15 protein-coding genes are annotated in these 21,442 nt (G+C 72.6%); 9 read left to right on the top strand and 6 right to left on the bottom strand.

The window, feature by feature from the left end; all coding sequences use genetic code 11:
- The first annotated feature begins 28 nt into the window (after positions 1–28).
- Together OG242_RS26330 and OG242_RS26325 are read left to right on the top strand one after the other, a co-directional pair.
- The gene (locus tag OG242_RS26330) at positions 29–1,327 is read left to right on the top strand and encodes a DUF692 domain-containing protein (RefSeq protein ID WP_405901731.1); all 1,299 of its coding nucleotides are present in this window, start codon (positions 29–31) and stop codon (positions 1,325–1,327) included.
- On the top strand, positions 1,243–2,304 hold the full coding sequence (locus OG242_RS26325) for a TIGR04222 domain-containing membrane protein (protein WP_405900494.1): 1,062 nt from the start codon (positions 1,243–1,245) through the stop codon (positions 2,302–2,304). The genes OG242_RS26330 and OG242_RS26325 overlap by 85 nt, the downstream gene beginning before the upstream one ends.
- A gap of 181 nt (positions 2,305–2,485) precedes the next feature.
- Here the strand turns inward: OG242_RS26325 and hemQ are convergent, their stop codons facing one another.
- Together hemQ and hemG are read right to left on the bottom strand one after the other, a co-directional pair.
- Positions 2,486–3,220, bottom strand: coding sequence for a hydrogen peroxide-dependent heme synthase (gene hemQ, locus OG242_RS26320; RefSeq protein ID WP_405900493.1), 735 nt, complete (start codon positions 3,218–3,220; stop codon positions 2,486–2,488).
- Positions 3,221–3,224: 4 nt separating this feature from the next.
- A complete protein-coding gene (gene hemG, locus OG242_RS26315) occupies positions 3,225–4,697 on the bottom strand; it encodes a protoporphyrinogen oxidase (RefSeq protein ID WP_405900492.1) in 1,473 nt (490 codons plus the stop codon).
- A 127-nt stretch (positions 4,698–4,824) separates the two neighbouring features.
- Between hemG and OG242_RS26310 the strand changes: the two genes are divergently transcribed.
- On the top strand, positions 4,825–5,754 hold the full coding sequence (locus OG242_RS26310; protein ID WP_405900491.1) for a DUF4349 domain-containing protein: 930 nt from the start codon (positions 4,825–4,827) through the stop codon (positions 5,752–5,754).
- Positions 5,755–5,819: 65 nt separating this feature from the next.
- Positions 5,820–7,202, top strand: a complete 1,383-nt coding sequence (locus OG242_RS26305; protein ID WP_405900490.1) for an FAD-dependent oxidoreductase — start codon at positions 5,820–5,822, stop codon at positions 7,200–7,202.
- 22 nt (positions 7,203–7,224) lie between these two features.
- Here the strand turns inward: OG242_RS26305 and hemE are convergent, their stop codons facing one another.
- The gene (hemE, locus tag OG242_RS26300; protein ID WP_405900489.1) at positions 7,225–8,298 is read right to left on the bottom strand and encodes a uroporphyrinogen decarboxylase; all 1,074 of its coding nucleotides are present in this window, start codon (positions 8,296–8,298) and stop codon (positions 7,225–7,227) included.
- Positions 8,299–8,389: 91 nt separating this feature from the next.
- Here hemE and OG242_RS26295 point away from each other — a divergent pair, with 91 nt between their 5' ends.
- From OG242_RS26295 to OG242_RS26275, 5 genes are all read left to right on the top strand, one after another.
- On the top strand, positions 8,390–9,058 hold the full coding sequence (locus OG242_RS26295; protein WP_405900488.1) for a DUF3000 domain-containing protein: 669 nt from the start codon (positions 8,390–8,392) through the stop codon (positions 9,056–9,058).
- 265 nt (positions 9,059–9,323) lie between these two features.
- Entirely contained in the window at positions 9,324–9,986 is a 663-nt protein-coding gene (locus OG242_RS26290) for a response regulator transcription factor (RefSeq protein WP_018100712.1), read from the top strand.
- 116 nt (positions 9,987–10,102) lie between these two features.
- Positions 10,103–11,377, top strand: coding sequence for an HRDC domain-containing protein (locus tag OG242_RS26285; protein ID WP_405900487.1), 1,275 nt, complete (start codon positions 10,103–10,105; stop codon positions 11,375–11,377).
- 265 nt (positions 11,378–11,642) lie between these two features.
- Positions 11,643–12,869, top strand: a complete 1,227-nt coding sequence (locus OG242_RS26280; RefSeq protein WP_405900486.1) for a thiolase family protein — start codon at positions 11,643–11,645, stop codon at positions 12,867–12,869.
- Entirely contained in the window at positions 12,866–14,998 is a 2,133-nt protein-coding gene (locus OG242_RS26275; protein WP_405900485.1) for a 3-hydroxyacyl-CoA dehydrogenase NAD-binding domain-containing protein, read from the top strand. Before OG242_RS26280 ends, OG242_RS26275 begins: the two co-directional genes overlap by 4 nt.
- A gap of 75 nt (positions 14,999–15,073) precedes the next feature.
- Here OG242_RS26275 and OG242_RS26270 read toward each other — a convergent pair whose 3' ends face one another.
- From OG242_RS26270 to OG242_RS26260, 3 genes are read right to left on the bottom strand one after another with little or no spacing between them, the layout of a single operon-like run.
- On the bottom strand, positions 15,074–16,462 hold the full coding sequence (locus OG242_RS26270; protein WP_405900484.1) for a hypothetical protein: 1,389 nt from the start codon (positions 16,460–16,462) through the stop codon (positions 15,074–15,076).
- A gap of 43 nt (positions 16,463–16,505) precedes the next feature.
- Positions 16,506–18,509, bottom strand: a complete 2,004-nt coding sequence (locus OG242_RS26265) for a PIG-L family deacetylase (RefSeq protein ID WP_405900483.1) — start codon at positions 18,507–18,509, stop codon at positions 16,506–16,508.
- A 58-nt stretch (positions 18,510–18,567) separates the two neighbouring features.
- Complete coding sequence (locus tag OG242_RS26260) at positions 18,568–21,441, bottom strand: stealth conserved region 3 domain-containing protein (RefSeq protein WP_405900482.1); 2,874 nt, start codon at positions 21,439–21,441, stop codon at positions 18,568–18,570.
- Position 21,442 lies beyond the last annotated feature (1 nt).

Raw genomic sequence — 21,442 nt, 5'->3', positions numbered from 1 at the left:
AGCGAGGGGGAGCGGCATGGGGGACGGCATGAGGCTGGGCATCGGGATCGGGTGGCGGCCGGAGATCGCCGACGAGGTGGAGGCGCTGCCGGGGATCGACTGGGTGGAGGCGGTCGCGGAGAACCTCTGCGCCGGCCATCTGCCGGACTCCCTGGTACGGCTGCGGGAGCGCGGGGTCACCGTGGTGCCGCACGGGGTCTCGCTGGGCCTCGGCGGGGCCGACCGCCCGGACCCCGGCAAGCTCGCGGACCTCGCCGCCCGGGCCACGCTGCTGGGCGCGCCGCTGGTGACCGAGCACATCGCGTTCGTACGGGCGGGCGGGGTGCGCACCGGGTCGCCGGTGCTGGAGGCCGGGCACCTGCTGCCCGTGCCGCGCACCCGGGCCGCGCTGGACGTGCTGTGCGAGAACGTGCGCATCGCGCAGGACGCGCTGCAGGTACCGCTGGCGCTGGAGAACATCGCGGCGCTGATCTCCTGGCCGGACGAGGAGCTGACCGAGGGGCAGTTCCTGGCCGAGCTGGTCGGGCGGACCGGGGTGCGGCTGCTGATCGACGTGGCCAATCTGCACACCAACCACGTGAACCGGGGCGAGGACCCGGCGACCGCCCTCGACGAGCTGCCGGTGGAGGCCATCGCGTACGTGCATGTGGCGGGCGGGGTCGAGAAGGACGGCGTGTGGCACGACACGCACGCCCACCCGGTGACCGCTCCGGTGCTCGACGTGCTGGCCGAGCTGCGGTCCCGGGTCGACCCGCCGGGGGTGCTGCTGGAGCGCGACGACGCGTTCCCGCCGGCCGGTGAGCTGGCGGTCGAGCTGGACGCGATCCGAGGGGTGCTGGAGAAGGGCGGGGGTGCCCCGGCGATCACGGCTGCCTCTGGGGTCACGGCTGCCTCTGGGGTCACGGCCGTCGCGCCCGAACCCGTACGGGACGGGCTCGCGGTCGCGGAGACCGCCCTGCTGTCCGCCCTGGTCGCGGGGACGCCCGCGCCCAAGGGGTTCGACCGGCAGCGGCTCCGGGTGCAGAGCCGCGCCCTCGCCGCCAAGCGCGCGGACGTCGTGGCGAAGGTGGCGCCCGAGCTGCCGGAGATCCTGGGGAGCGGCTACCGGGAGGCGTTCCTCGCGTACGCCGGAGCGCGGCCCATGACCGCGGGGTACCGGCGCGACGCCCTGGACTTCGCGGAGCACCTGCTCGTCGCCGGCCGCCCCGAGGACGACGCGGCCCGGCGCCGGCTGACGCACTGGTGGCGGGACCGGGCCGCGCCCCGGCCGCCCGGGCGCGCCACCCGGCTGGTGCGGGCCGCCCGCTCCGTGCTGGTGGGGCGGTGACGGGCATGGACGCGACGCTTGTGTTCCTCACGCTCGCGGTGGTCATCTCGTCCACCCTGCTGATCTGCGGCCTGGTCCGTTCCCGCCGGGGGGAGGGCGGCCCGGTGCACGACCTGTCCGAGGTGGCGTTCCTGAACGGCGGGCCCGGCCGGGTGGTCGACACCGCGCTGGCCGCCATGCACGCCGACGGCCGGCTGACCGTCGGCGGTCCGGGCATCGTCGCCGTCCTGCGGCCGGTCGCCCACGACCTGGTGGAGCGCGCCGTGCTCCAGGAGCTGGCCGCCGCGCCGAGCGGGGCGCTGGCCACGCTGCGGGTGGCGGTGATGCGGCACGCGGCGGTGCAGGAGACCGGTGACGGTCTCGCCGCGCGCGGGCTGCTGGCGCCGCCGGGCGCGAACGCCAAGTGGCGCGTCTGGGGCCTGTTGCAGGTGCTGCTGTGCCTCGCGTCCGGCCCGATCACCATCGGCCTGGCCATCGCCCACTTCATGGAGGACGACGGCGGCCCCGACTGGGCCCACCCGTTCGCCGTGGCGATGATCCCGGCCGCCGTCGTCGGATTCGTGTCCGGGCTGGTCTGCGCGGCGGTGGCCCGGTCCCGCGTCACCGGGGCGGGGCGCAGGGCGGCGGCCGCGTTCGGGGTCGCCCACGCCTGCCGGACCGACCCGGCGTTCCTGGTGGCGACCCGGGGATTGCACGGCGTCATGGACCCGGAGCTGCGGACGCACCTGGTGACGGCGGCCCGGACCCGGCCCACCCGCTCCCCGTACACCCCGCACGGCTCCACGGACTCGGCGCTGCTTCTCGCGCCGACGGTGTGGTGTGCCGGGGCGAGCCCGGGCGGCGGCTGCGGGAGCTCATCGGGCAGCAGCTGCGGCGGCGGGTCGAGCTGCGGGGGCGGCAGCAGCTGCGGCGGCGGGTCGAGCTGTGGCGGCGGCTCCTCCTGCGGCGGCGGATCGGGCTGCGGCAGCAGCTCCTGAGACGACCGGCCGGGCGGGCGTACGGAAGCCGCTGGGTACCCGCGAATGACAAACGGTGCGGCGCGCATGACGCGCGCCGCACCGCTGAGCCGAACCCGGTGTCGCTGGACCAGCGGGCGGCACCAGGTGCCGTGTGCCCGCCGTCTGATCTTCCGGGTTGGGGTGGCCGGGAGCCCGTTCGCTACGCGAGCCCGGCCACCAGGTCCGCGACCGACTTGCGCCGGCCGGTGAAGAAGGGGACCTCCTCGCGGACGTGCATCCGCGCCTCGGAGGCCCTGAGGTGACGCATCAGGTCGACGATGCGGTACAGCTCGTCGGCCTCGAACGCCAGCATCCACTCGTAGTCGCCGAGCGAGAACGAGGCGACGGTGTTGGCGCGCACGTCGGGATAGCCGCGGGCCATCTTGCCGTGGTCCGCGAGCATGCGGCGGCGGTCCTCGTCGGGCAGCAGGTACCAGTCGTACGAGCGCACGAAGGGGTACACGCTGACGTAGTTGCGCGGCGTCTCGTCGGCGAGGAACGCCGGGACGTGCGACTTGTTGAACTCGGCGGGGCGGTGCAGCGCCATGTTCGACCAGACCGGCTCCAGGTGCCGGCCGAGCCGCGTGCGGCGGAAGAGGTTGTACGCCTCCTGGAGTTCGTCCGCGGTCTCGGCGTGCCACCAGATCAGGAGGTCGGCGTCGGCGCGCAGGCCCGAGACGTCGTACGTGCCGCGGATGGTGATGTCCTTGGCCGCAAGCTGGTCGAACAGCTCCTGGACCTCACCGGCGACGGCCGCGCGGTCCGTGTCGGCGGGCAGGACGTCGCGCAGCTTGAAGACGGACCACAGCGTGTAGCGGATGACCTCGTTGAGGTCCTTGGCCTTCTTGCCGGCGTTCGGAGCCTTGCTTGATGTCTCAGTCTCGGGTGCACTCATACGGCTATTGTCCCGCCTCGCTCCGAGTGCCCTGAACCAGGGTCGGCGTGGCGATGATCTCTCCGGTGAGATCCCCGGCGATCTCGTCCGCGGCCCGGTGGGCGCTCGCCACGCAGGCGGGGATGCCCACTCCGTCGTACACCGCGCCGCACACCCGCAGCGCGGGCAGCTTCGCGACCGCGTCGCGGATGCGGGCGACCCGCGCGAGGTGCCCCACCGGGTACTGCGGCAGCCCGCCGATCCACCGGGTGACCCCGGTCGCCACGGGCCGGGCGGTGAGCCCGGTCGCGGCGGCCAGGTCGCGCAGCGATACGCCGGCCAGCTCGCCGTCCTCGCGGTGCAGGTGCTCCTCCTCGCCGTACCGGCCCACCGAGGTCCGCAGCACGAACAGGTCGGGTGCCGCGTCGGAGACCCACTGCCACTTGTGGGTGGAAAAGGTGGCGGCCTTGATGGTGTGCCCGTCGACCGGCGGTACGAGGAAGCCGGAGCGCCCGTCGAAGGCGCTGCCGGTGACGTCGGAGCGCCGGAACGCCATGGTGACCAGGGCCATCGACGCGTACTCGACGCCCGCCAGTTCGGTGGACGCGCCCGGCGACTCGGCGGCGAGCAGGGTGGCTGCGGACCAGGCGGGGACGGCGAGGACGATGCCGTCGGCGTGCACGACGCGGGTGTCGGTGCGTACGTCCCAGCCGTCGGCGGTACGGGCCAGGCCCAGCACGGGCGTCTCGGTGAGGATCTCGCCGCCCCCGGCCCGTACGGCGTCGGCGACGGCCCCCGGCAGGGTGCCGATGCCGCCCTCGACGCCCTGGAAGACGGGCCCGGTCTGCTGCGTAGCGGCGGCCCGCTCCTGGAGGCGGGTGACCCCGTCGAGCAGCGAGCCCCCCTGCTGGGCGGCCTGGAAGAGCTGCGGGACTGCGGCGCGCATCGAGATCCGGTAGGCGTCGCCCGCGTACACCCCGCCGAGCAGCGGTTCCACCAGCCGGTCGACGACCTCGCGGCCCAGCCGGTCCGCGACGTACGTGCCGACGGAGACGTCATCGCCGACCGCGGTCGGGGGCAGTTCGCGGTCCCGGGCGATGCGGGCCAGGCCCTCGGGCGACAGCACCTCGCCCAGCACGGACGGGTCGCCCGGGACGCCCATCACATGGCCCTTGGGCATGGGGCGCAGCGCGTCGCGTGTCCACAGGGCCGCGGTGGCCGTGGCGGGCGGCTGGAGGCGGTCGCCGAGGCCCACGGCGCGGGCCAGGCCGACGGCCTCCGGGCGGCGGGCGAGCATGGACTCGGCGCCGAGGTCGACCTGGACGCCCGCGATCTCGCCGGTCATGAGCTTGCCGCCGAGCCGGTCGGTCGCCTCCAGGACGGTGACCCCCAGCCCGGCGCCGACGAGCCGGTGGGCGGCCGCGAGTCCGGCGATGCCGCCGCCGATGACGACGACGTGGCGGGGGGCCCGGTCCGCGCGGTGTGTGGATGGCTGCATGGCTCCACTCTCTCAAACCGGTTCCGAGTCCTGACCGTGACCGGTTCGAAACCGGATTCGCGGGTCCGTCCGCACGCCCCGGTACGTCCCACCGTCGTCATCAATCACCCGTCCTGGGGGGACAGTTATGCAGGGAGCACCCTTCATCCGTACCGGCAGAGGCAGGCGCACCGCGTTGGCCGCCGGCCTGCTGACCGCCGTGCTGGCGCTGAGCGGCTGCGGCGCGGCGAGCGACGCGTCGGACAGTAAGGCCGACCGGGGCGGCGTGGCCGAGCCCGGGCAACAGGCGGACGCGGCGGCCGGCAAGGCCGAGGAGCCGGCGGCCGGTTCCGCCCGCGCGGAGGAGCAGCGGAAGAAGACCCCGAAGCCGACAGCGACCCACGTCATCCGCACCGCTTCCCTCTCCGTAGAGGTGAAGGACGCGTCGAAGGCGGCCACGAACGCCCGGGCGGCGGCGCAGGACGCGGGCGGGCTGGTCGAGAAGGAGACCACCGAACGGATCGACGGCACGCGGGACTCCTCGAACCTCGTGCTGCGCGTGCCGCAGGAGGCGTACGACGAGGTGCTGCGGGAACTGTCGGGCGCGGGGAAGCTCGTCTCGCGTACGTCGGCGGCCAAGGACGTCACCGACCAGGTCGTCGACATCGACAGCCGGATCGCCACCCAGCGGGCGAGCGTGGCACGGGTCCGCGAGCTGATGGACCGGGCCGGCAAGCTGGCCGATGTGGTCGCGCTGGAGGGCGAACTGAGCAGCCGTCAGGCCGCGCTGGAGTCGTTGCTCGCCCAGCAGGCGTCCCTGAAGGACCGTACGACGCTGGCGACCATCACGCTCGAACTGGTGGAACCGGAGGCGGCGGCCGGGGCGGCCGACGACGACCCGGGCTTCCCGGACGCCGTCGCCGGGGGCTGGCACGCCTTCGTGACGATGCTGCGGTGGCTGGCGATGGCGGTCGGCGCCGCGGCCCCGTTCCTCGCCGGGGCGGCCGTCCTGGCCGTGCTGTGGCGGCTGCTGCACCGCCACCGGGGCGCGAAGCGGGGTGCCGTCGAGGGCGAGTGAGTACGTCGCCGTCGCGGTCCGCGCCGTAGCGTGGGTCCTCATCGACGGGCTTCGGAGGGACTGGCATGGCGGCGGAACGACTGGTGGTCATCGGCGGGGACGCGGCGGGCATGTCCGCCGCGTCCCAGGCCCGGCGGCTCAAGGGCCCGGACGAGCTGAGCATCACCGCCTTCGAGCGGGGCCACTTCACCTCGTACTCCGCGTGCGGCATCCCGTACTGGGTCAGCGGCGACGTGACGGACCGGGACGACCTCATCGCCCGTACGCCCGAGGAGCACCGGGCCCGGGACATCGATCTGCGCACCCGCACCGAGGTGACCGAGATCGACGTGGCGGGGCGGCGGGTGCGCGCCCTGGACCGGGACTCCGGCGAGACGTACTGGACCGGGTTCGACAAGCTGGTGATCGCCACCGGGGCCCGGCCGGTGCGCCCGGAGCTTCCCGGCATGGACGCGGCCGGGGTGCACGGGGTGCAGACCCTGGACGACGGGCAGGCGCTGCTGGACAGCCTGGACCGTGCGGAGGGCAGGCGCGCGGTCGTCGTCGGGGCGGGGTACATCGGCGTCGAGATGGCCGAGGCGATGCTGAAGCGCGGCTTCGAGGTGACCGTCCTCAACCGCGGCGAGCAGCCGATGGCGACGCTCGACCCGGACATGGGGCGCATGGTCCACGACGCCATGGACGGGCTCGGGATCACCACGGTGAACGGGGCGGCCGTCACCGCCATCCGGACCGGGCGGGACGGCCGGGTCACCGAGGTCGTCACGGACGACGCGAGCTACCCGGCGGACATCGTGGTGCTCGGCATCGGCGTCGAGCCGGAGACGGCCCTGGCCCGGGAGGCGGGGCTGCCGGTCGGACCGCACGGCGGGCTGCGCACCGACCTGGCGATGCGGGTCGTCGGCCACGAGAACATCTGGGCCGGCGGCGACTGCGTGGAGGTCCTGGACCTGGTCGCCGGCCACACCCGGCACATCGCGCTCGGCACCCACGCCAACAAGCACGGCCAGGTCATCGGCTCCAACGTCGGCGGCGGCTACGGCACGTTCCCCGGTGTGGTGGGTACGGCGGTGAGCAAGGTGTGCGACCTGGAGATCGCCCGGACCGGGCTGCGCGAGAAGGACGCCCGGGCGGTGGGACTGCGGTACGTCACGGCGACGATCGAGTCGACGAGCCGGGCGGGCTACTACCCGGACGCGCGGCCCATGACGGTGAAGATGCTCGCGGAGTACCGCACGGGCCGGCTGCTCGGTGTGCAGATCGTGGGCCGCGAGGGCGCGGGCAAGCGGGTCGACGTGGCGGCGGTGGCGCTCACCGCGCGGATGACCGTCGAGCAGATGACCGCGCTGGACCTGGGGTACGCCCCGCCGTTCTCGCCGGTCTGGGACCCGGTCCTGGTGGCGGCCCGCAAAACCGTGTCGGTGCTGCGGAAGGCGGGCACCGACTGATCGGCGCCCGCCTCCGCGGGGTTCAGCGTGCGGTGCTGGTGTGGACGTACTCGACGAGCCGGGACAGCGCGTCCGGGTCCATGTTCGGCATCACGCCGTGGCCCAGGTTGAAGATATGGCCCTCCAGGCCGGCGGCCGCGTCCAGCACCTCCCGGGTCTTGGCCTCCACCGCGGAGGCCGGCGCGAACAGCACCGCCGGGTCGAGGTTGCCCTGGAGCGCCTTGCCGGGGCCGACGCGGCGGGCGGCCTCGTCCAGCGACACCCGCCAGTCGACGCCGACGACGTCCGCGCCGGCCTCGCCCATGAGGCCGAGCAGTTCGCCGGTGCCGACGCCGAAGTGGATGCGGGGGACCTCGTACGGGGCGACGGTGTCGAAGACCTTCGCGGAGGCGGGGAGCACGGAGCGCCGGTAGTCGGCGGGGGCGAGGGCGCCGACCCAGGAGTCGAAGAGCTGGACGGCCGAGGCGCCGGCCTCGATCTGGACCTTGAGGAAGGCGCCGGTGATCTCGGCGAGGCGGTCGAGCAGGTCGGCCCAGAGCTCCGGGTCGCCGTACATCATGGCCTTGGTGTGCTCGTGGTTGCGGGACGGGCCGCCCTCCACGAGGTAGCTGGCGAGGGTGAACGGCGCCCCCGCGAAGCCGATCAGCGGGGTCTCCCCCAGCTCGGCCGTGAGCAGGCCGATGGCCTCGGTGACGTACGGGACGTCCTCGGGCGTGAGGTCGCGCAGCCGGGCGAGGTCGGCGCGGGTGCGGATCGGCTCGGCGATCACCGGGCCGACGCCGGGCTTGATGTCGAGGTCGATGCCGATCGCCTTCAGCGGGACGACGATGTCGCTGTAGTAGACGGCGGCGTCGACCTTGTGACGGCGTACGGGCTGCATGGTGATCTCGGCGACGAGCTCCGGCATCGTGCAGGACTCGAGCATCGGGATGCCTTCGCGCACCTTCAGGTACTCCGGCAGCGAGCGTCCCGCCTGACGCATGAACCAGACCGGCGTGTGCGGGACCGGCTCACGCCGGCAGGCCTTCAGGAACGCCGAGTCGTAGGTGGCGGAAGTCTTCGTCTGCTGCCCGGAGGGGCGGTCGTTGGCACTCACGCACAGAATCTTCGCACGCGTGGGGAACGAGCCCGGCCCCGCACGGGTGTCCTCCGCGCACGGAGCTCGCATTCCGCCTACTCTTCCCCGCATGGCTGCGGCTCAGGGACACATCTCCGGTCAATCCGATGGCGCTGACGGCACGGACGGTGCGGACGGCGCGGAGGGTGGTGCCGTCCCGTCCGCGTTCCGTTCGGCGGTGGACGCGCTGCGTGCGGCGCGGCTGCGTCCCGAGCTTGAGGTGGAGCCGACCCGCCCGCCGAAGCGGCTGGCGCCGCACGCGTACGCGATGGAGGCGGCGGTCGTCGACGGCGACGAAGACCTCGCCGACGGCCGCCTCGTCCTGCTCCACGACCCGGCCGGCCACGAGGCCTGGCAGGGCGCGTTCCGGCTCGTGACCCTGGTGCGCGCCGAGCTGGAGCCGGAGATGGCCGCCGATCCGCTGCTGCCCGAGGTGTGCTGGTCCTGGCTGACCGGCGCGCTGGAGGCCCGCGGCCTGTTCTACGGCGAGGCCGGCGGGACGGTCACCATGGCGGGCTCGCACTACTTCGGTGCGCTGGAGACGCGGCGTCCCGCGACCCAGATCGAGATCCGCGCCTCCTGGACGCCGCGCGAGGGCCGCGGCGGGGTGCCGGACACGGCGGCGCACCTGGTGGCGTGGGGCGACCTGCTCTGCCAGATCGCGGGCCTGCCGCCCTCGGGCCCGCTCGACGCGGCGGTGGTCACACTCCCGCAGCGACGCGGCCCGCAGGCACCGTAGCCCCTGCCGGGATCGGCGCGAGCGGGGCGGCCTCCGGGCCGCCCCGCTTTTCGTGACGCCGCGTCATGCGATCACTTTCAGCCAACGGAAAACGCCCTCCGGAATCGATCGGGCACCCCATTTGCCCGGATTGTTACTCAACAAATCGTGATCTTCCCCTAAAGGAGCAGGGGTCTGCTGCCGAAGGAGTCAATGACCCTTCAAGCACGGTTCGCCCCGGCTTCATCCCCGAGCCGGCCCGTCCCGCCACTCCCCAGGAGGCCTGGTGTCCGTTCTCCTCGAGCAGCCCGCAAGCCTGGTCGCCTACCGCCCGAACAAGCCGACGGCCATGGTCGTCGTGGCCGACCCGCGCGTCCGTTCCACCGTCACCCGCCATCTGTGGGCCCTCGGAGTTCGTGACGTCATCGAGGCGTCGTCCATCGCGGAGGCCCGTCCCCGCGTCGGCAACCCGCGCGACATCTGCGTAGCCGACGTCCACCTGCCCGACGGTTCCGGGCTGACCCTGCTGTCCGAAACCCGAGCCGCCGGCTGGCCCAACGGTCTCGCCCTGTCCGCCGCCGACGACATCGGCGCCGTGCGCAACGCCCTCGCGGGCGGCGTCAAGGGCTACGTCGTCACCGGCACCCGTACCAACATCGGCCATCCGGCCCGTCCCGGCGTCGCCCCCATCGGCGCCACCGCCGCCCGTATGCACCGCCGGCCCCCCGGCACCCCGAGCCACCCGGGCGGCTACCGCGAACTCTCCGGCCGCGAGGTGGAGGTTCTGCGGCTCGTCGCCGAGGGCCAGTCCAACAAGGCCATCGGCGTCTCCATGGGCCTGTCCGCCCTGACCGTCAAGAGCCACCTCGCCCGTATCGCCCGCAAGCTCGGCACCGGAGACCGCGCAGGAATGGTCGCCGTGGCCCTGCGGACGGGCATCATCCACTGATCCCCTCACCCGGCCGGTGCGCTGAACACGCGGAACCGGCTGGATTACGCGCATCGGCGGCTGTCGACGGAACGTTCCGTCGGCAGCCGCCGCGTACACACAGATACCCTTGACACGTGACCGACGCCCAAGAGACCGCAGCAGACACATCACTGCGAACCACCGGGGGCGCTCCCCCGGACGACGTCGCCCCGGCGCCGATCCCCTTGCTCGAACCGCGCGAGGGCATTCCGCCGGTGGTGGCGTCCGACGACGCCCTGGCCGCGGTGGTCGCCGCATTCGCCGCGGGCTCGGGCCCGGTGGCCGTGGACGCCGAGCGGGCGTCCGGCTACCGCTACGGCCAGCGCGCCTACCTCGTACAGCTGCGGCGCGACGGGGCGGGCAGCGCGCTCGTCGACCCCGTCGGCTGCCCCGACCTGTCCGGGCTCGGCGAGGCACTGCAGGGCACCGAGTGGATCCTGCACGCGGCGACGCAGGACCTGCCCTGTCTGCGCGAGATAGGGATGACACCGACCGGGCTCTTCGACACCGAGCTGGCCGGACGGCTGGCCGGCTTCCCGCGGGTCGGCCTCGGCGCCATGGTCGAGAACGTCCTCGGCTACTCGCTGGAGAAGGGGCACTCCGCCGTCGACTGGTCCACCCGACCGCTGCCCGAGCCCTGGCTGCGCTACGCCGCGCTCGACGTCGAGCTCCTCATCGACCTGCGCAACGCCCTGGAGGACGAGCTCGACCGGCAGAACAAGCTGGAGTGGGCCCAGGAGGAGTTCGCGGCCATCGCCTCGGCTCCGCCCGCTCCCCCGCGCCAGGACCCGTGGCGCCGCACCTCCGGGATGCACAAGGTCCGCCGCCGCCGGCAGATGGCGGTGGTACGGGAGCTGTGGAACGCCCGTGACCAGATCGCCCGGCGGCGGGACATCTCGCCCGGCAAGGTGCTCGGCGACGGGGCGATCATCGAGGCCGCGCTCGCGCTGCCGCCCAACACGCACGCCCTGACCGCCCTGCCCGGCTTCGGTCCGCGCATGGGGCGGCGCCAGCTGGAGCAGTGGCAGGCCGCCGTCGACCGGGCCAAGGCGCTGCCCGACACGGAGCTGCCGCAGCCGGGACAGGCCCTCGCCGGCCCGCCCCCGCCGCGCGCCTGGGCCGACAAGGACCCGGCCGCCGCCGCCCGGCTCTCGGCCGCCCGCGCCGCGGTCTCCGCGCTCGCGGAGCGGCTGCACCTGCCGCAGGAGAACCTGATCACGCCGGACACGGTGCGCCGGATCTGCTGGGAGCCGCCGAAGAACCCGACGCCGGAGACGGTGGAATCCGCGCTGGCCGGGTACGGCGCACGCCACTGGCAGATCGAGCAGGTGGCCCCGCTGCTGTACCGCGCTCTGACTCAGCCCTCGTAGCGGCACAGGACAGGGGCGTGATCACGCCAGGTTCCGCGCGGTCCGCGCGCGCATCCTGAAATGGCCCGGACGGATTCGAAAACGAGTCCGTCCGGGCCATTCGCCGTGTGCGGGGCACCCTTCCACGGACAATTTCCGCGTGTGACCTTCGCCGCTCCCGCCCCAGGGGGTGGGCAGTCTGGTTACCCGCAAGTAGCATGAGCGGAGCGGCGTGCCCCGGCGCGCCCCGCAGCAGTGCCATCCCGCACCCTGGAGGAGAGCCATCGTGCCTCGTACCATCCGGGACGTCGTCTTCGTCGACGGCGTCCGCACCCCGTTCGGCAAGGCGGGCCCGAAGGGCATCTACCACGAGACCCGCGCCGACGATCTCGTCGTGAAGGCCATCCGGGAGCTGCTGCGCCGCAACCCGGACCTGGACCCCAAGAAGATCGACGAGGTCGCCATCGCCGCGACCACGCAGATCGGCGACCAGGGCCTCACGCTCGGCCGTACCGCCGGGATCCTGGCCGGGCTGCCGCAGTCCGTCCCGGGCTACTCCATCGACCGCATGTGCGCGGGCGCCCTGACCGCCGTCACCTCGACGGCGGGCTCCATCGCCTTCGGCGCGTACGACGTCGTCGTCGCCGGTGGCGTCGAGCACATGGGCCGCCACCCGATGGGCGAGGGCGTCGACCCGAACCCGCGGTTCGTGTCGGAGAAACTGGTCGACGAGTCCGCCCTGTTCATGGGCATGACCGCGGAGAACCTGCACGACCGGTACCCCACGATCACCAAGCAGCGCGCCGACGAGTACGCGGTCCGCTCGCAGGAGAAGGCCGCCAAGGCGTACGCCAACGGCAAGATCCAGCAGGACCTGGTGCCCGTCTCGGTGCGCCGCACGAACGCGGAGGCCGGTGAGACGGGCTGGGGCCTGGTCACCGCCGACGAGCCGATGCGCCCGGGCACCACCATGGAGTCCCTGGCCGGCCTGAAGACCCCCTTCCGCGCCCACGGCCGCGTCACGGCCGGTAACGCCGCGGGTCTCAACGACGGCGCCACCGCCTCCCTGCTCGCCGCCGAGGACGTCGCCCGCGAGCTGGGCCTCCCGGTCAGGATGCGCCTCGTCTCGTACGCCTTCGCGGGCGTCGAGCCGGAGGTCATGGGCTACGGCCCGATCCCGGCCACCGAGAAGGCCCTGGCCCAGGCCGGCCTGTCCATCTCGGACATCGGTCTCTTCGAGATCAACGAGGCGTTCGCCGTACAGGTGCTGGCCTTCCTGGAGCACTACGGCATCGCCGACGACGACGCCCGCGTCAACCAGTACGGCGGCGCGATCGCCTACGGTCACCCGCTGGCCTCCTCCGGCGTCCGGCTGATGACGCAGCTGGCCCGCCAGTTCGAGGAGCAGCCCGAGGTCCGCTACGGCCTCACGACCATGTGCGTCGGCTTCGGCATGGGCGCCACGGTCGTCTGGGAGAACCCGCACTTCGAGAACGCCGGAGGCGACAAGTGAGCACCACCACGACCGAGCTTCTGAAGGGTGCGGCCGAGCTGTTCCCGGACGAGGTCGTCACCCAGGCCCACGTACGCCACCTGGACCTGCCGGCCGGTGCGGGGCGCTTCGCCCTCATCACGCTGGACAACGGCCTGGACCACACCAAGCCGACCACCTTCGGACCGCAGTCGCTGGCGAACCTGAACGCCGCCGTCGACCAGGTCGAGAAGGAGGCCGCCGACGGCGCGATCACCGGCATCGGCATCACCGGCAAGCCGTTCATCTTCGCGGTCGGCGCCGACCTCAAGGGCGTCGAGCTGCTCAAGGAGCACAAGGACGCGCTGGCCATCGGCAAGGGCGGCCACGACGTCTTCCGCCGCCTCTCCGGCCTCGCGGTCCCGACGTTCGCGTACTACAACGGCGCGGCGATGGGCGGCGGTGTCGAGGTCGGGCTGCACTGCTCGTACCGCACCGTCTCCAAGGCGCTGCCCGCGTTCTCGCTGCCCGAGGTCTTCCTCGGTCTGGTCCCCGGCTGGGGCGGCTGCGCGCTGCTGCCGAACCTGATCGGCGCCGACCGCGCGGTCTCGGTGATCATCGAGAACTCGCTGAACCAGAACCGCCAGCTCAAGGGCAAGCAGGTCTTCGAGCTCGGCATCGCTGACGCGATCTTCGAGGGCGCGGACTTCCTGGAGCGCTCGCTGGTGTGGACCGCCGACGTGCTCAACGGCACGGTCGCGGTGGAGCGCCCCGACGTCGACCGCGGTGAGGCCTGGGACCAGGCCGTCGCCCGCGGCCGCGCCATCGCCGACTCCAAGGTGCACGGCGCCGCCCCGGCCGCGTACCGCGCGCTGGAGATCATCGCCGCGGCCAAGGACGGCGACCTGTCCGCCGGCTTCGACCGCGAGGACCAGGCCCTGGCGGACCTGATCATGGGCGGCGAGCTGCGCTCCGGGATCTACTCGTTCAACCTGGTCCAGAAGCGCGCCAAGCGCCCGGCCGGTGCCCCGGACAAGAACCTGGCCCGCCCGGTCACCAAGGTCGGCGTGGTGGGCGCGGGCCTGATGGCCAGCCAGCTCGCCCTGCTGTTCCTGCGCCGCCTGGAGGTGCCGGTCGTGCTGACCGACATCGACCAGGAGCGCGTCGACAAGGGTGTGGGCTACGTCCACGCCGAGATCGAGAAGCTGCTCGGCAAGGGCCGCGTCAACCAGGACAAGGCCAACCGCCTCAAGGCCCTGGTCTCCGGTGTGCTGGACAAGGCGGAGGGCTTCTCCGACGCCGACTTCATCATCGAGGCCGTCTTCGAGGAGATCGGCGTCAAGCAGCAGGTGTTCGCGGAGGTCGAGGCGGTCGCCCCGGCGCACGCGATCCTCGCCACCAACACCTCGTCCCTCTCGGTCACCGAGATGGCGTCGAAGCTGAAGCACCCGGAGCGGGTCGTCGGCTTCCACTTCTTCAACCCGGTCGCGATCCTCCCGCTCCTGGAGATCGTGCGCGGCGAGCAGACGGACGACGCCTCGCTGGCGACGGCCTTCGGTGTGGCCCGCAAGCTGAAGAAGACCGCGGTGCTGGTGAAGGACGCCCCGGCGTTCGTCGTCAACCGCATCCTCACCCGCTTCATGGGCGAGATCCAGAACGTCATCGACGAGGGCACCCCGGTCGAGGTCGCGGAGAAGGCCATCGAGCCGCTCGGCCTGCCGATGTCCCCGCTGGTGCTCCTGGAGCTCGTCGGCCCGGCCATCGGCCTGCACGTCTCCGAGACCCTGAACCGCGCCTTCCCGGAGCGCTTCACGGTCTCCGAGAACCTCGCGGCGGTCGTCAAGGCGGGCAAGCGCGGCTTCTACGTCTACGACTCCGGTGCGCCGGTCCTCGACCCCGAGGTCGCCGCCCTCCTCAAGCAGGGCGACACCGTCCTGACCGAGGAGCAGGTCCGCGACCGCGTCCTGGACGCGGTCGCGCAGGAGATCGGCCTGATGCTGGCCGAGGGCGTCGTCGCCGAGGCCCAGGACATCGACCTCTGCCTGATCACCGGCGCGGGCTGGCCCTTCCACCTGGGCGGCATCACGCCGTACCTGGACCGCGAGGGCGTGTCGGAGCGGGTGAACGGGAAGAGGTTCCTGGGCGCGGGGGTGGCCAGCGTTCCGGCGTAACTCGCAGCGATGCGCTAGAAAAGGGGGGTACCGCGGGACCGGCTCGGGCCGGCCGCGCGGTACCCCCCTTTCGCGTCACCAGGTGGGCAGTGCCGGATAGTGCTTGCAGCCCGGCCCGCAGGGCAGACGCGAGGACATCGACGTGTGCAGCCAGCTGTCCTCGGGCACGCCGTGCACCTTCAGCTCCCGGCGCGCCGGGGCCGATTGGATGGCGCTGAACACCGCCACGAACTCGACGGTGTAAGTGCCCGGTCGCCAGTTGTGGGCGTGGGAGACACGCCAGCTGCCGTCCTCCTGCACCGGCGCCTCGGCTATCAGCCGGCCCTGCTCAAGCACCACGACCTTCTCGACGCCGCGTCCCGCCTTGCCCGAGAACCGGGGGCGGGGACCGCTCCATGCTCCCTTGCGCGGTCCAATGACCTCGGGCGTCTCCAGCAGGTCGAGGGACTCGAACTCCGTCTCCGCCGATGTGGACACCGCATTGCCGGCGAGGGCGACCGCGGTCACCTTGTGCCGGCCTCCCGGCCACTGCACGGCGCGCCGCCACTGCCATGCCCCGTCCTCGGCGGTGCGGGTCCCGCCGAGATATTCGCCCTCCTCGAAGAAGAGCACGTACTCGGCGCCCTTGGGGGCGGTCCCCGTGAGCTTCCGGCCCGCACCTACCAGGGCGCCGGGGGCCGGGGAGGTGAAGGTCGGCGCGGCGGCGACCTCGGGCTGTGCGGTCAGCGCCAGCTGCGGCTGCTGCACGGTGAACTCGGTCTGCACCGGCGGCAGCCGGCCCGGCACCAGTCGCTGGGTGTTCACCAGCCCGGGCGGCAGTCCGGGCAGGGCGGCCAGTCCGCTCGCCACCAGTCGCGCCGCTTCACGGGCTCCGGCGTGGTTGAAGTGGGTGGCGTCGATGATGCCCTGCGGGTGCTTCGGATGTTCCCCGGGATCCAGCCACCGGAAGAGGCCCCGAGCCCTCATGGGGCCGAGCTCGGCGAGGAGCTGGGTGGTGGAGGCCCCCATATCGATGACTGGGCAGCCAAGTTCCGCGCCGACCTCCATCATCAGCCGCGGGTATCCGTCGTGTGCCTCCACCGGGCTACCGGAGACGCCGAAGACACAGCGGGCCGAGGGTGTCACGAGGACGGGCACAGCACCCTCGGCCCGGATCGCCTCGACGTACAGCCGCAGGTACTCCTGGAATTCGCGCGGGTGGTGGTAGAGGTTGGCCTGGTTGATCCGCTGCTCGACGTTGCCGAAGGCGATGAGTACGAGGTCACCGTGGCCGATGAGGTTGAGCAGGGACGTGAACCGCTCTGTGTAATAGGCCCGCAACGTCATGGCGTCGCGCGCGTAGTTGCGTACGTCGCAGTCGGGGCCCAGGAACTCGGTGAGGTACTGGCCCCATCCCGCTAGCGGCGACTCCTCCTCCGTGCGTGAGGCGGCCACCGAGTTGCCGATGACGCAGATCTTTCTCATGTCTTCTTCCAGTCTCTGTTGTCACCTGGCCCCGGGGCGGGGGTCAGCTCGCCTGCCAGGGGCCGAAGCGGACGCCCGGCCGTGGTTCTTCCTGCCGCGCCCAGTGCAGCCGTCCGTCCGCGCCGAGCACCGTGACGACCGCCCGGCCGTGCGCGTCGGCGGCGATCGACGGCGCGCCGGCCATCTGGATCTCGTGGCGCTCCCACTCGGGCTGCTCCGTGATCCGCTCGTCCGCCGGCAGCACGGCCACCGCGGGCCTGCTCCGCTCGTCCCTGCGGGCGAGGACCACCACATCATGGTCCGGGGCAAGCAGCCGGGCCGCGGCGACCGCGCCGGTGCCACCGTCCTCGCTGAGCCGGTCCACCCGCTGCTCCCACGTTCCGTTGGGGCGCTGCCGGTGGCGCATCACCGCGCCGGTGTCCTCCTCCCGGTAGAACAACGCCACGCGGCTGCGGCCGACCTGGACGGGGGTCAGGCCGGAGGCGGGCCGCCAGCTCTCCGGCACACCGCTCACCAGCTGGTCCTCCAGCTTGAACGGCCCGTACACGGCCTCCTGCCGCCACCGAACCCCTCCGGTTCGGTTGGTGGCGTACATGTCGATGCGACCGGTGGTGCGCGCCACGGTGGTCAGGGAGTCCTGCATGCCGCGCCCGCCGAGCACCTCCCACTCGCCGAGCCCTTCCGGCGTCTCGCGTCGCATGCTGACGCCGATCGAGAAGTTCCGCACGAAGACGTGCAGGTGACCGGCCGGGTCCACCACGGCGGCGGGCACCCCGACCTCGCGGCAGCGCCGCCAGTCGCGGGTGGCCTGGTCGGGGTTGCCCATGGACTCCCAGGGCAGCACCGAGCCGGTGTGTCCCTGGCGCCACATGCGCACCACTTCGACGTCGACCCGGCCCTCGGCACCCGGGACGCGCCGCAGCCCGACCAGGTGGACGCCGCCGTTGCGGTCGGGGGCGACGGCGAGGCACGGCATGAGGTCGCCGCCGGGCACCAGCAGCGGTCCCTCGAAGCGTCCGGTACCGGCTTCCGTCTCCGTCCACACCGCGGCCTGGTCGCCCAGGACCGCGTAGGCGGCGAGCCGGCCGTCCTCCTGCCGGTGCAGCCACTGGGTGCCCTGCGGATAGCGGCTGCGGGTGCTCCACCCGTACCGGCGGATGTCGGATCCGTCGCCGAGTTGCAGGTCGCCGCAGTACCGGTGCGCGCAAGCGTGCCCGTCGGCGCCCGCGTACACGTCGACCAGGGATTTCTTCAGCGCGTGGGAGCGCTCGCTCAGGTTGCTGGGCCAGTGCTTGTTCCCGTAGCCCGTGAAGTGCTCGGTCAGCGGCGGGCGGCCGTCGGCGCTCAGGTGCCGACGGAGCGCCTCGCGGGCGAACTGGGCGGTGGCGGTGTGGTCCGCGTGGTCGCTGGAGGTGATGCCGCGCGTCTCGTCGTACGACTCGTGCAGCGGGTCCGGGTCCATGGTCCACAGCAGCGTGGGCTGTGTGCAGGAGAGCAGTTGCGTGAGGGCGCCGACGACGTCCTCACGGCCGAGGGCCTGCGCCTGGTGCAGGGCGGACTCGGCGGCGAGGAGGGTGGGCTGCCGGGTGGCCCGTCCGTCCCAGAGGCTGGTCAGCCGGGCCGCCGGCGGGTCCGCCGGGAAGCCGTGTGCGGGATCCGCCGTCCGCAGGCCCAGGAAGAAGAGCTGCACCTGCGGCGCGTCCGCCAGGAAGAACCGCTCGGCGGCCACACCCGGCAGCAGTTCGACCGGCTCCCGGACCCAGGCGGCTTCCCTGTCGCCCAGGACCATGGTGGCGTAGGCGGCGCGCAGTCCGTTCTGACGCGCCTCCATGTACCCCGGGTAGTCGGCCGGGACCTGCTGCCGCAGCGGGTCACGTGTGTCCACGTTGCGTCCGTCGGCCTCACCGGCCGTGAGGTAGACGCTGGTGACACGGTGGCCGGCGGCCAGCAACCGGTACAGGTCGGGGTTGGCGAAGTAGAGGTCGTCATCGGCGTGCGCGAACACCTGGAAGAGCGACGTGGAGTTCGCCTCGGCTGGCTGGGTCATGGTCGGTGGACGCTCCGATCGGGCGCGGCTGAGGAGCGGGCGCCTGGGCGGGACATGTTCACATCGGCCATCCCGGCAGGTTGCCGGCGTGGAAGCGCTGGTTGCGCGGGGAGCCTGCCTCGAACTGGCTGGCCACCGGGAAGTACGAGGGCAGGAAGGCCGCAAGCACGGCGTCCTGCTCGTCCTCGGTGACATCGCCGTCGTGGTAGTCGTTCAGGCAGAACACGTCGTGCGGACGGTTGAGCTGGAGGCGGGAGAGCCGCTGCCGGTGCTCGCTCAGGCCCACGTTGACGAAGCCGCAGTTGATGCTGCCCGGTGCCGACCGCTGGGTGTGGAACCCGAAGTAGTGGTGCAGCGACGAGGCGATGGCGAGATCGGAGTGGCTGCGAAAGCGGCTGGCAGCGGTCCGGGTGACGGCGGGCTCGTAGTAGTGCTCGATGTCCGCGAGGACGCTGCGGCGCAGGGGGTGCGGCGCGTGCAGGAAGGAGTGGGCGATGACCTGCCCGAACGAGTCGGCTATCAGTTGGCGGTTGTTCTTGGCCGCGCTCACGTTGAACTCGTCGGCGGCCGTCGTCGGCCCCATGGGCACGGTCGTCGGGGACATGAAGTGCTTGGCGACGCCGTTGCTTTGGAAGAACATGCTCGGCTGGAGCACCCGGCCGATGAAGACGTCGTCGTTGAAGTACAGGAAGTGCTCGGACAGCCCGTCGATGCGGTGCAGCCGGCTCTCGATGGCGTGCGAGTTGTACGTCGGCAGCACCGAGGGATCGGCGAAGATCTCCCGGTGGTCGACCACGCGGACCCGCGGGTGGTTCAGGTCGAGCCACTCCGGGACCTGCTGGTCGGTGACCAGGTAGATGGTGCGGATCCACGGGGCGTACATGTCGATGGAACGCAGCGAGTAGCGCAGCTCGTCGCGGTCGCGGAAGCGGGCGGCGCTGCTCGCGGAGTCCTCGGTCTGCATGCCGAGGGCGTGCATCACCGCGTGCTTCCGTTCCAGCCAGCCGATGTCGCCGCCGTTGACCCAGGTGTACACCGCGTCGATGGGGAAGTTGACGTCTCCGTGGACGGCGCCGGCGTACGGCTCGATGGTGGGGTAGGTGCGCCCGCCCAGGACGGTTCCGATGACGTTCATGTTCTGGGTGGGCACCCTGTCGCCCACCACGGTGCGCACCGGCGAGACCATCGTGCTCGGGTCCTCCGGGTCCTCCTCCCAGAAGTTGACGGTGCAGCCGTAGACCCCGGCGAGGCGGAGAGTGCGGGCGGGCGTGACGGCATTCTGGTAGACGCGCACGGCGGAGCAGGGGGTCTGCGCGTGCTGCTCGGCGAATGCGGCGAGGACCGTGGCGGTCGGGCTCTGGCGTTCGTTGAGCAGCGCCACGTACACCGCGCTTTCCGCGTGCGCGGCGGTGAGGGCCTTGAGCACGGACTCCCGGTTGGAGACGTGGACGGCGACCGCGTGCCGGACGTTGGTGTCCCGGGTCACGAAGTACGGGATGCGCGCGTTCTCCAGGGCAGTGGCGACCAGGGCGAGGTTGTGCTGGACCACGTCCCAGGGGGATTCGCTGCCCATCCGGCGGCACAGCTGGCCGCCGTCGCGCACGAGAGCCCGGTCGGCACGGAGCAGCCGCTCCTCCAGGGCCCGCTGCGCCTTGGTGTCGATGGTGGTCGCGGGGGCCGGCGCGGCCGGACGGAGGATCCCCTCCTGGCCGCTCATCAGGGCGTGCAGGGCCTGCCGCTCCGCCTTGCGGGACTCGCGTTCCCCGGACGGCCGGGCGGCGTGCAGCTCGGCGAAGATCTTCTCCCACATGGCGGTGACCACGGGCGGCGCGAGCCGGGCGACCGATTCCGCGGCCGCGTGGCCCATGCCGTGGCGCAGGGGCGCGTCCTCGATGAGCCGGATGAGCGCCCGGGCTGCGGCATCGGTGTCCCCGGCCGGCACGAGGATGCCGGTCTGCCCGTCCAGGACGACTTCGCGCGGACCGTTGGGGCAGTCGTACGAGACCACGGGCACGCCGGCGGCCTGGGCCTCGGTCAGCACCAGTGGGAAGGCCTCGTTGCGGGAGGTCATGAGGGCGATGCTGGCCTTGGCCCACTCCTCGGCGAGGTGGGGGGAGTTGCCGTTGAGCTGGACGCTGTCCTGGAGGCCGAGCATGTCGATCTGCCGTCGCAGGGTGCCCGCGAGCGGGCCGTCGCCGAAGACGCGCAGCGTCCAGGTGGGGTGCACGCGGGCCACGGTGTCCCAGATGGTGATCGCGTGGTCGATCTGCTTCTCGCCGACGAGACGGCCCGCGATGACGACGCTCCGGGTCTCCAGGGTCGAGCGGGGCCGGAATCCGCGCGGCAGCGCGTTGGGGACGACGTCGATGCGGGGCGCGCTGTGGCCGAGGGTTTCGGCGAACCAGTCGCGCGTGCGGTTGCTGAGGACGGCGAGCGCGTCCAGGCGGGAGGCGTAGCGCAGGAGAGGCTCGGCGCTGGCGCCCCGCAGCTCCGAGACCCGGTGCTCCTGGTGGAGCGTCATCACGTGTGGGGGCGCCAGCTGGACCGCGAGGGCCATGAGCGCCGGCGTGGTGGTGATCAGGAGATCGGTGTCGGTGTGCTGGAGCGCGTACTCCAGTTCCAGGTCGGTCAGGCGGTTGAACGCCGCTTCCCAGGCCGGGTCGACCAGGGTGCTCGGCCGGTCCGCCACCTGTGCCCACGCCTCGGGGGCCAGTCCGGTGGGGCGGACGGGGAGGGGGGCGGGGCCGGTCCGGTCGATCAGGTAGTCGACGCGGATGCGCTCGTCGATCGGGAAGAAGAGCTGCGGCTGGGTCTTGAGGATGCTCATCACGCGGACGTCGTGGTTGCCCACGAGTTCGGCGGCCTGGTTGAACACTGCTCGTTCGGTGCCTCCCACGGCGTCCGCGGTGAGCAGGAGAAAAGTGATCTTCATT

This window comes from Streptomyces sp. NBC_00727 (assembly GCF_045161745.1).
Taxonomy (GTDB): Bacteria; Actinomycetota; Actinomycetes; order Streptomycetales; family Streptomycetaceae; genus Streptomyces.
The sequence above is the reverse complement of the archived record's forward strand: the minus strand, read 5'-3'. Positions and strand labels throughout refer to the sequence as shown.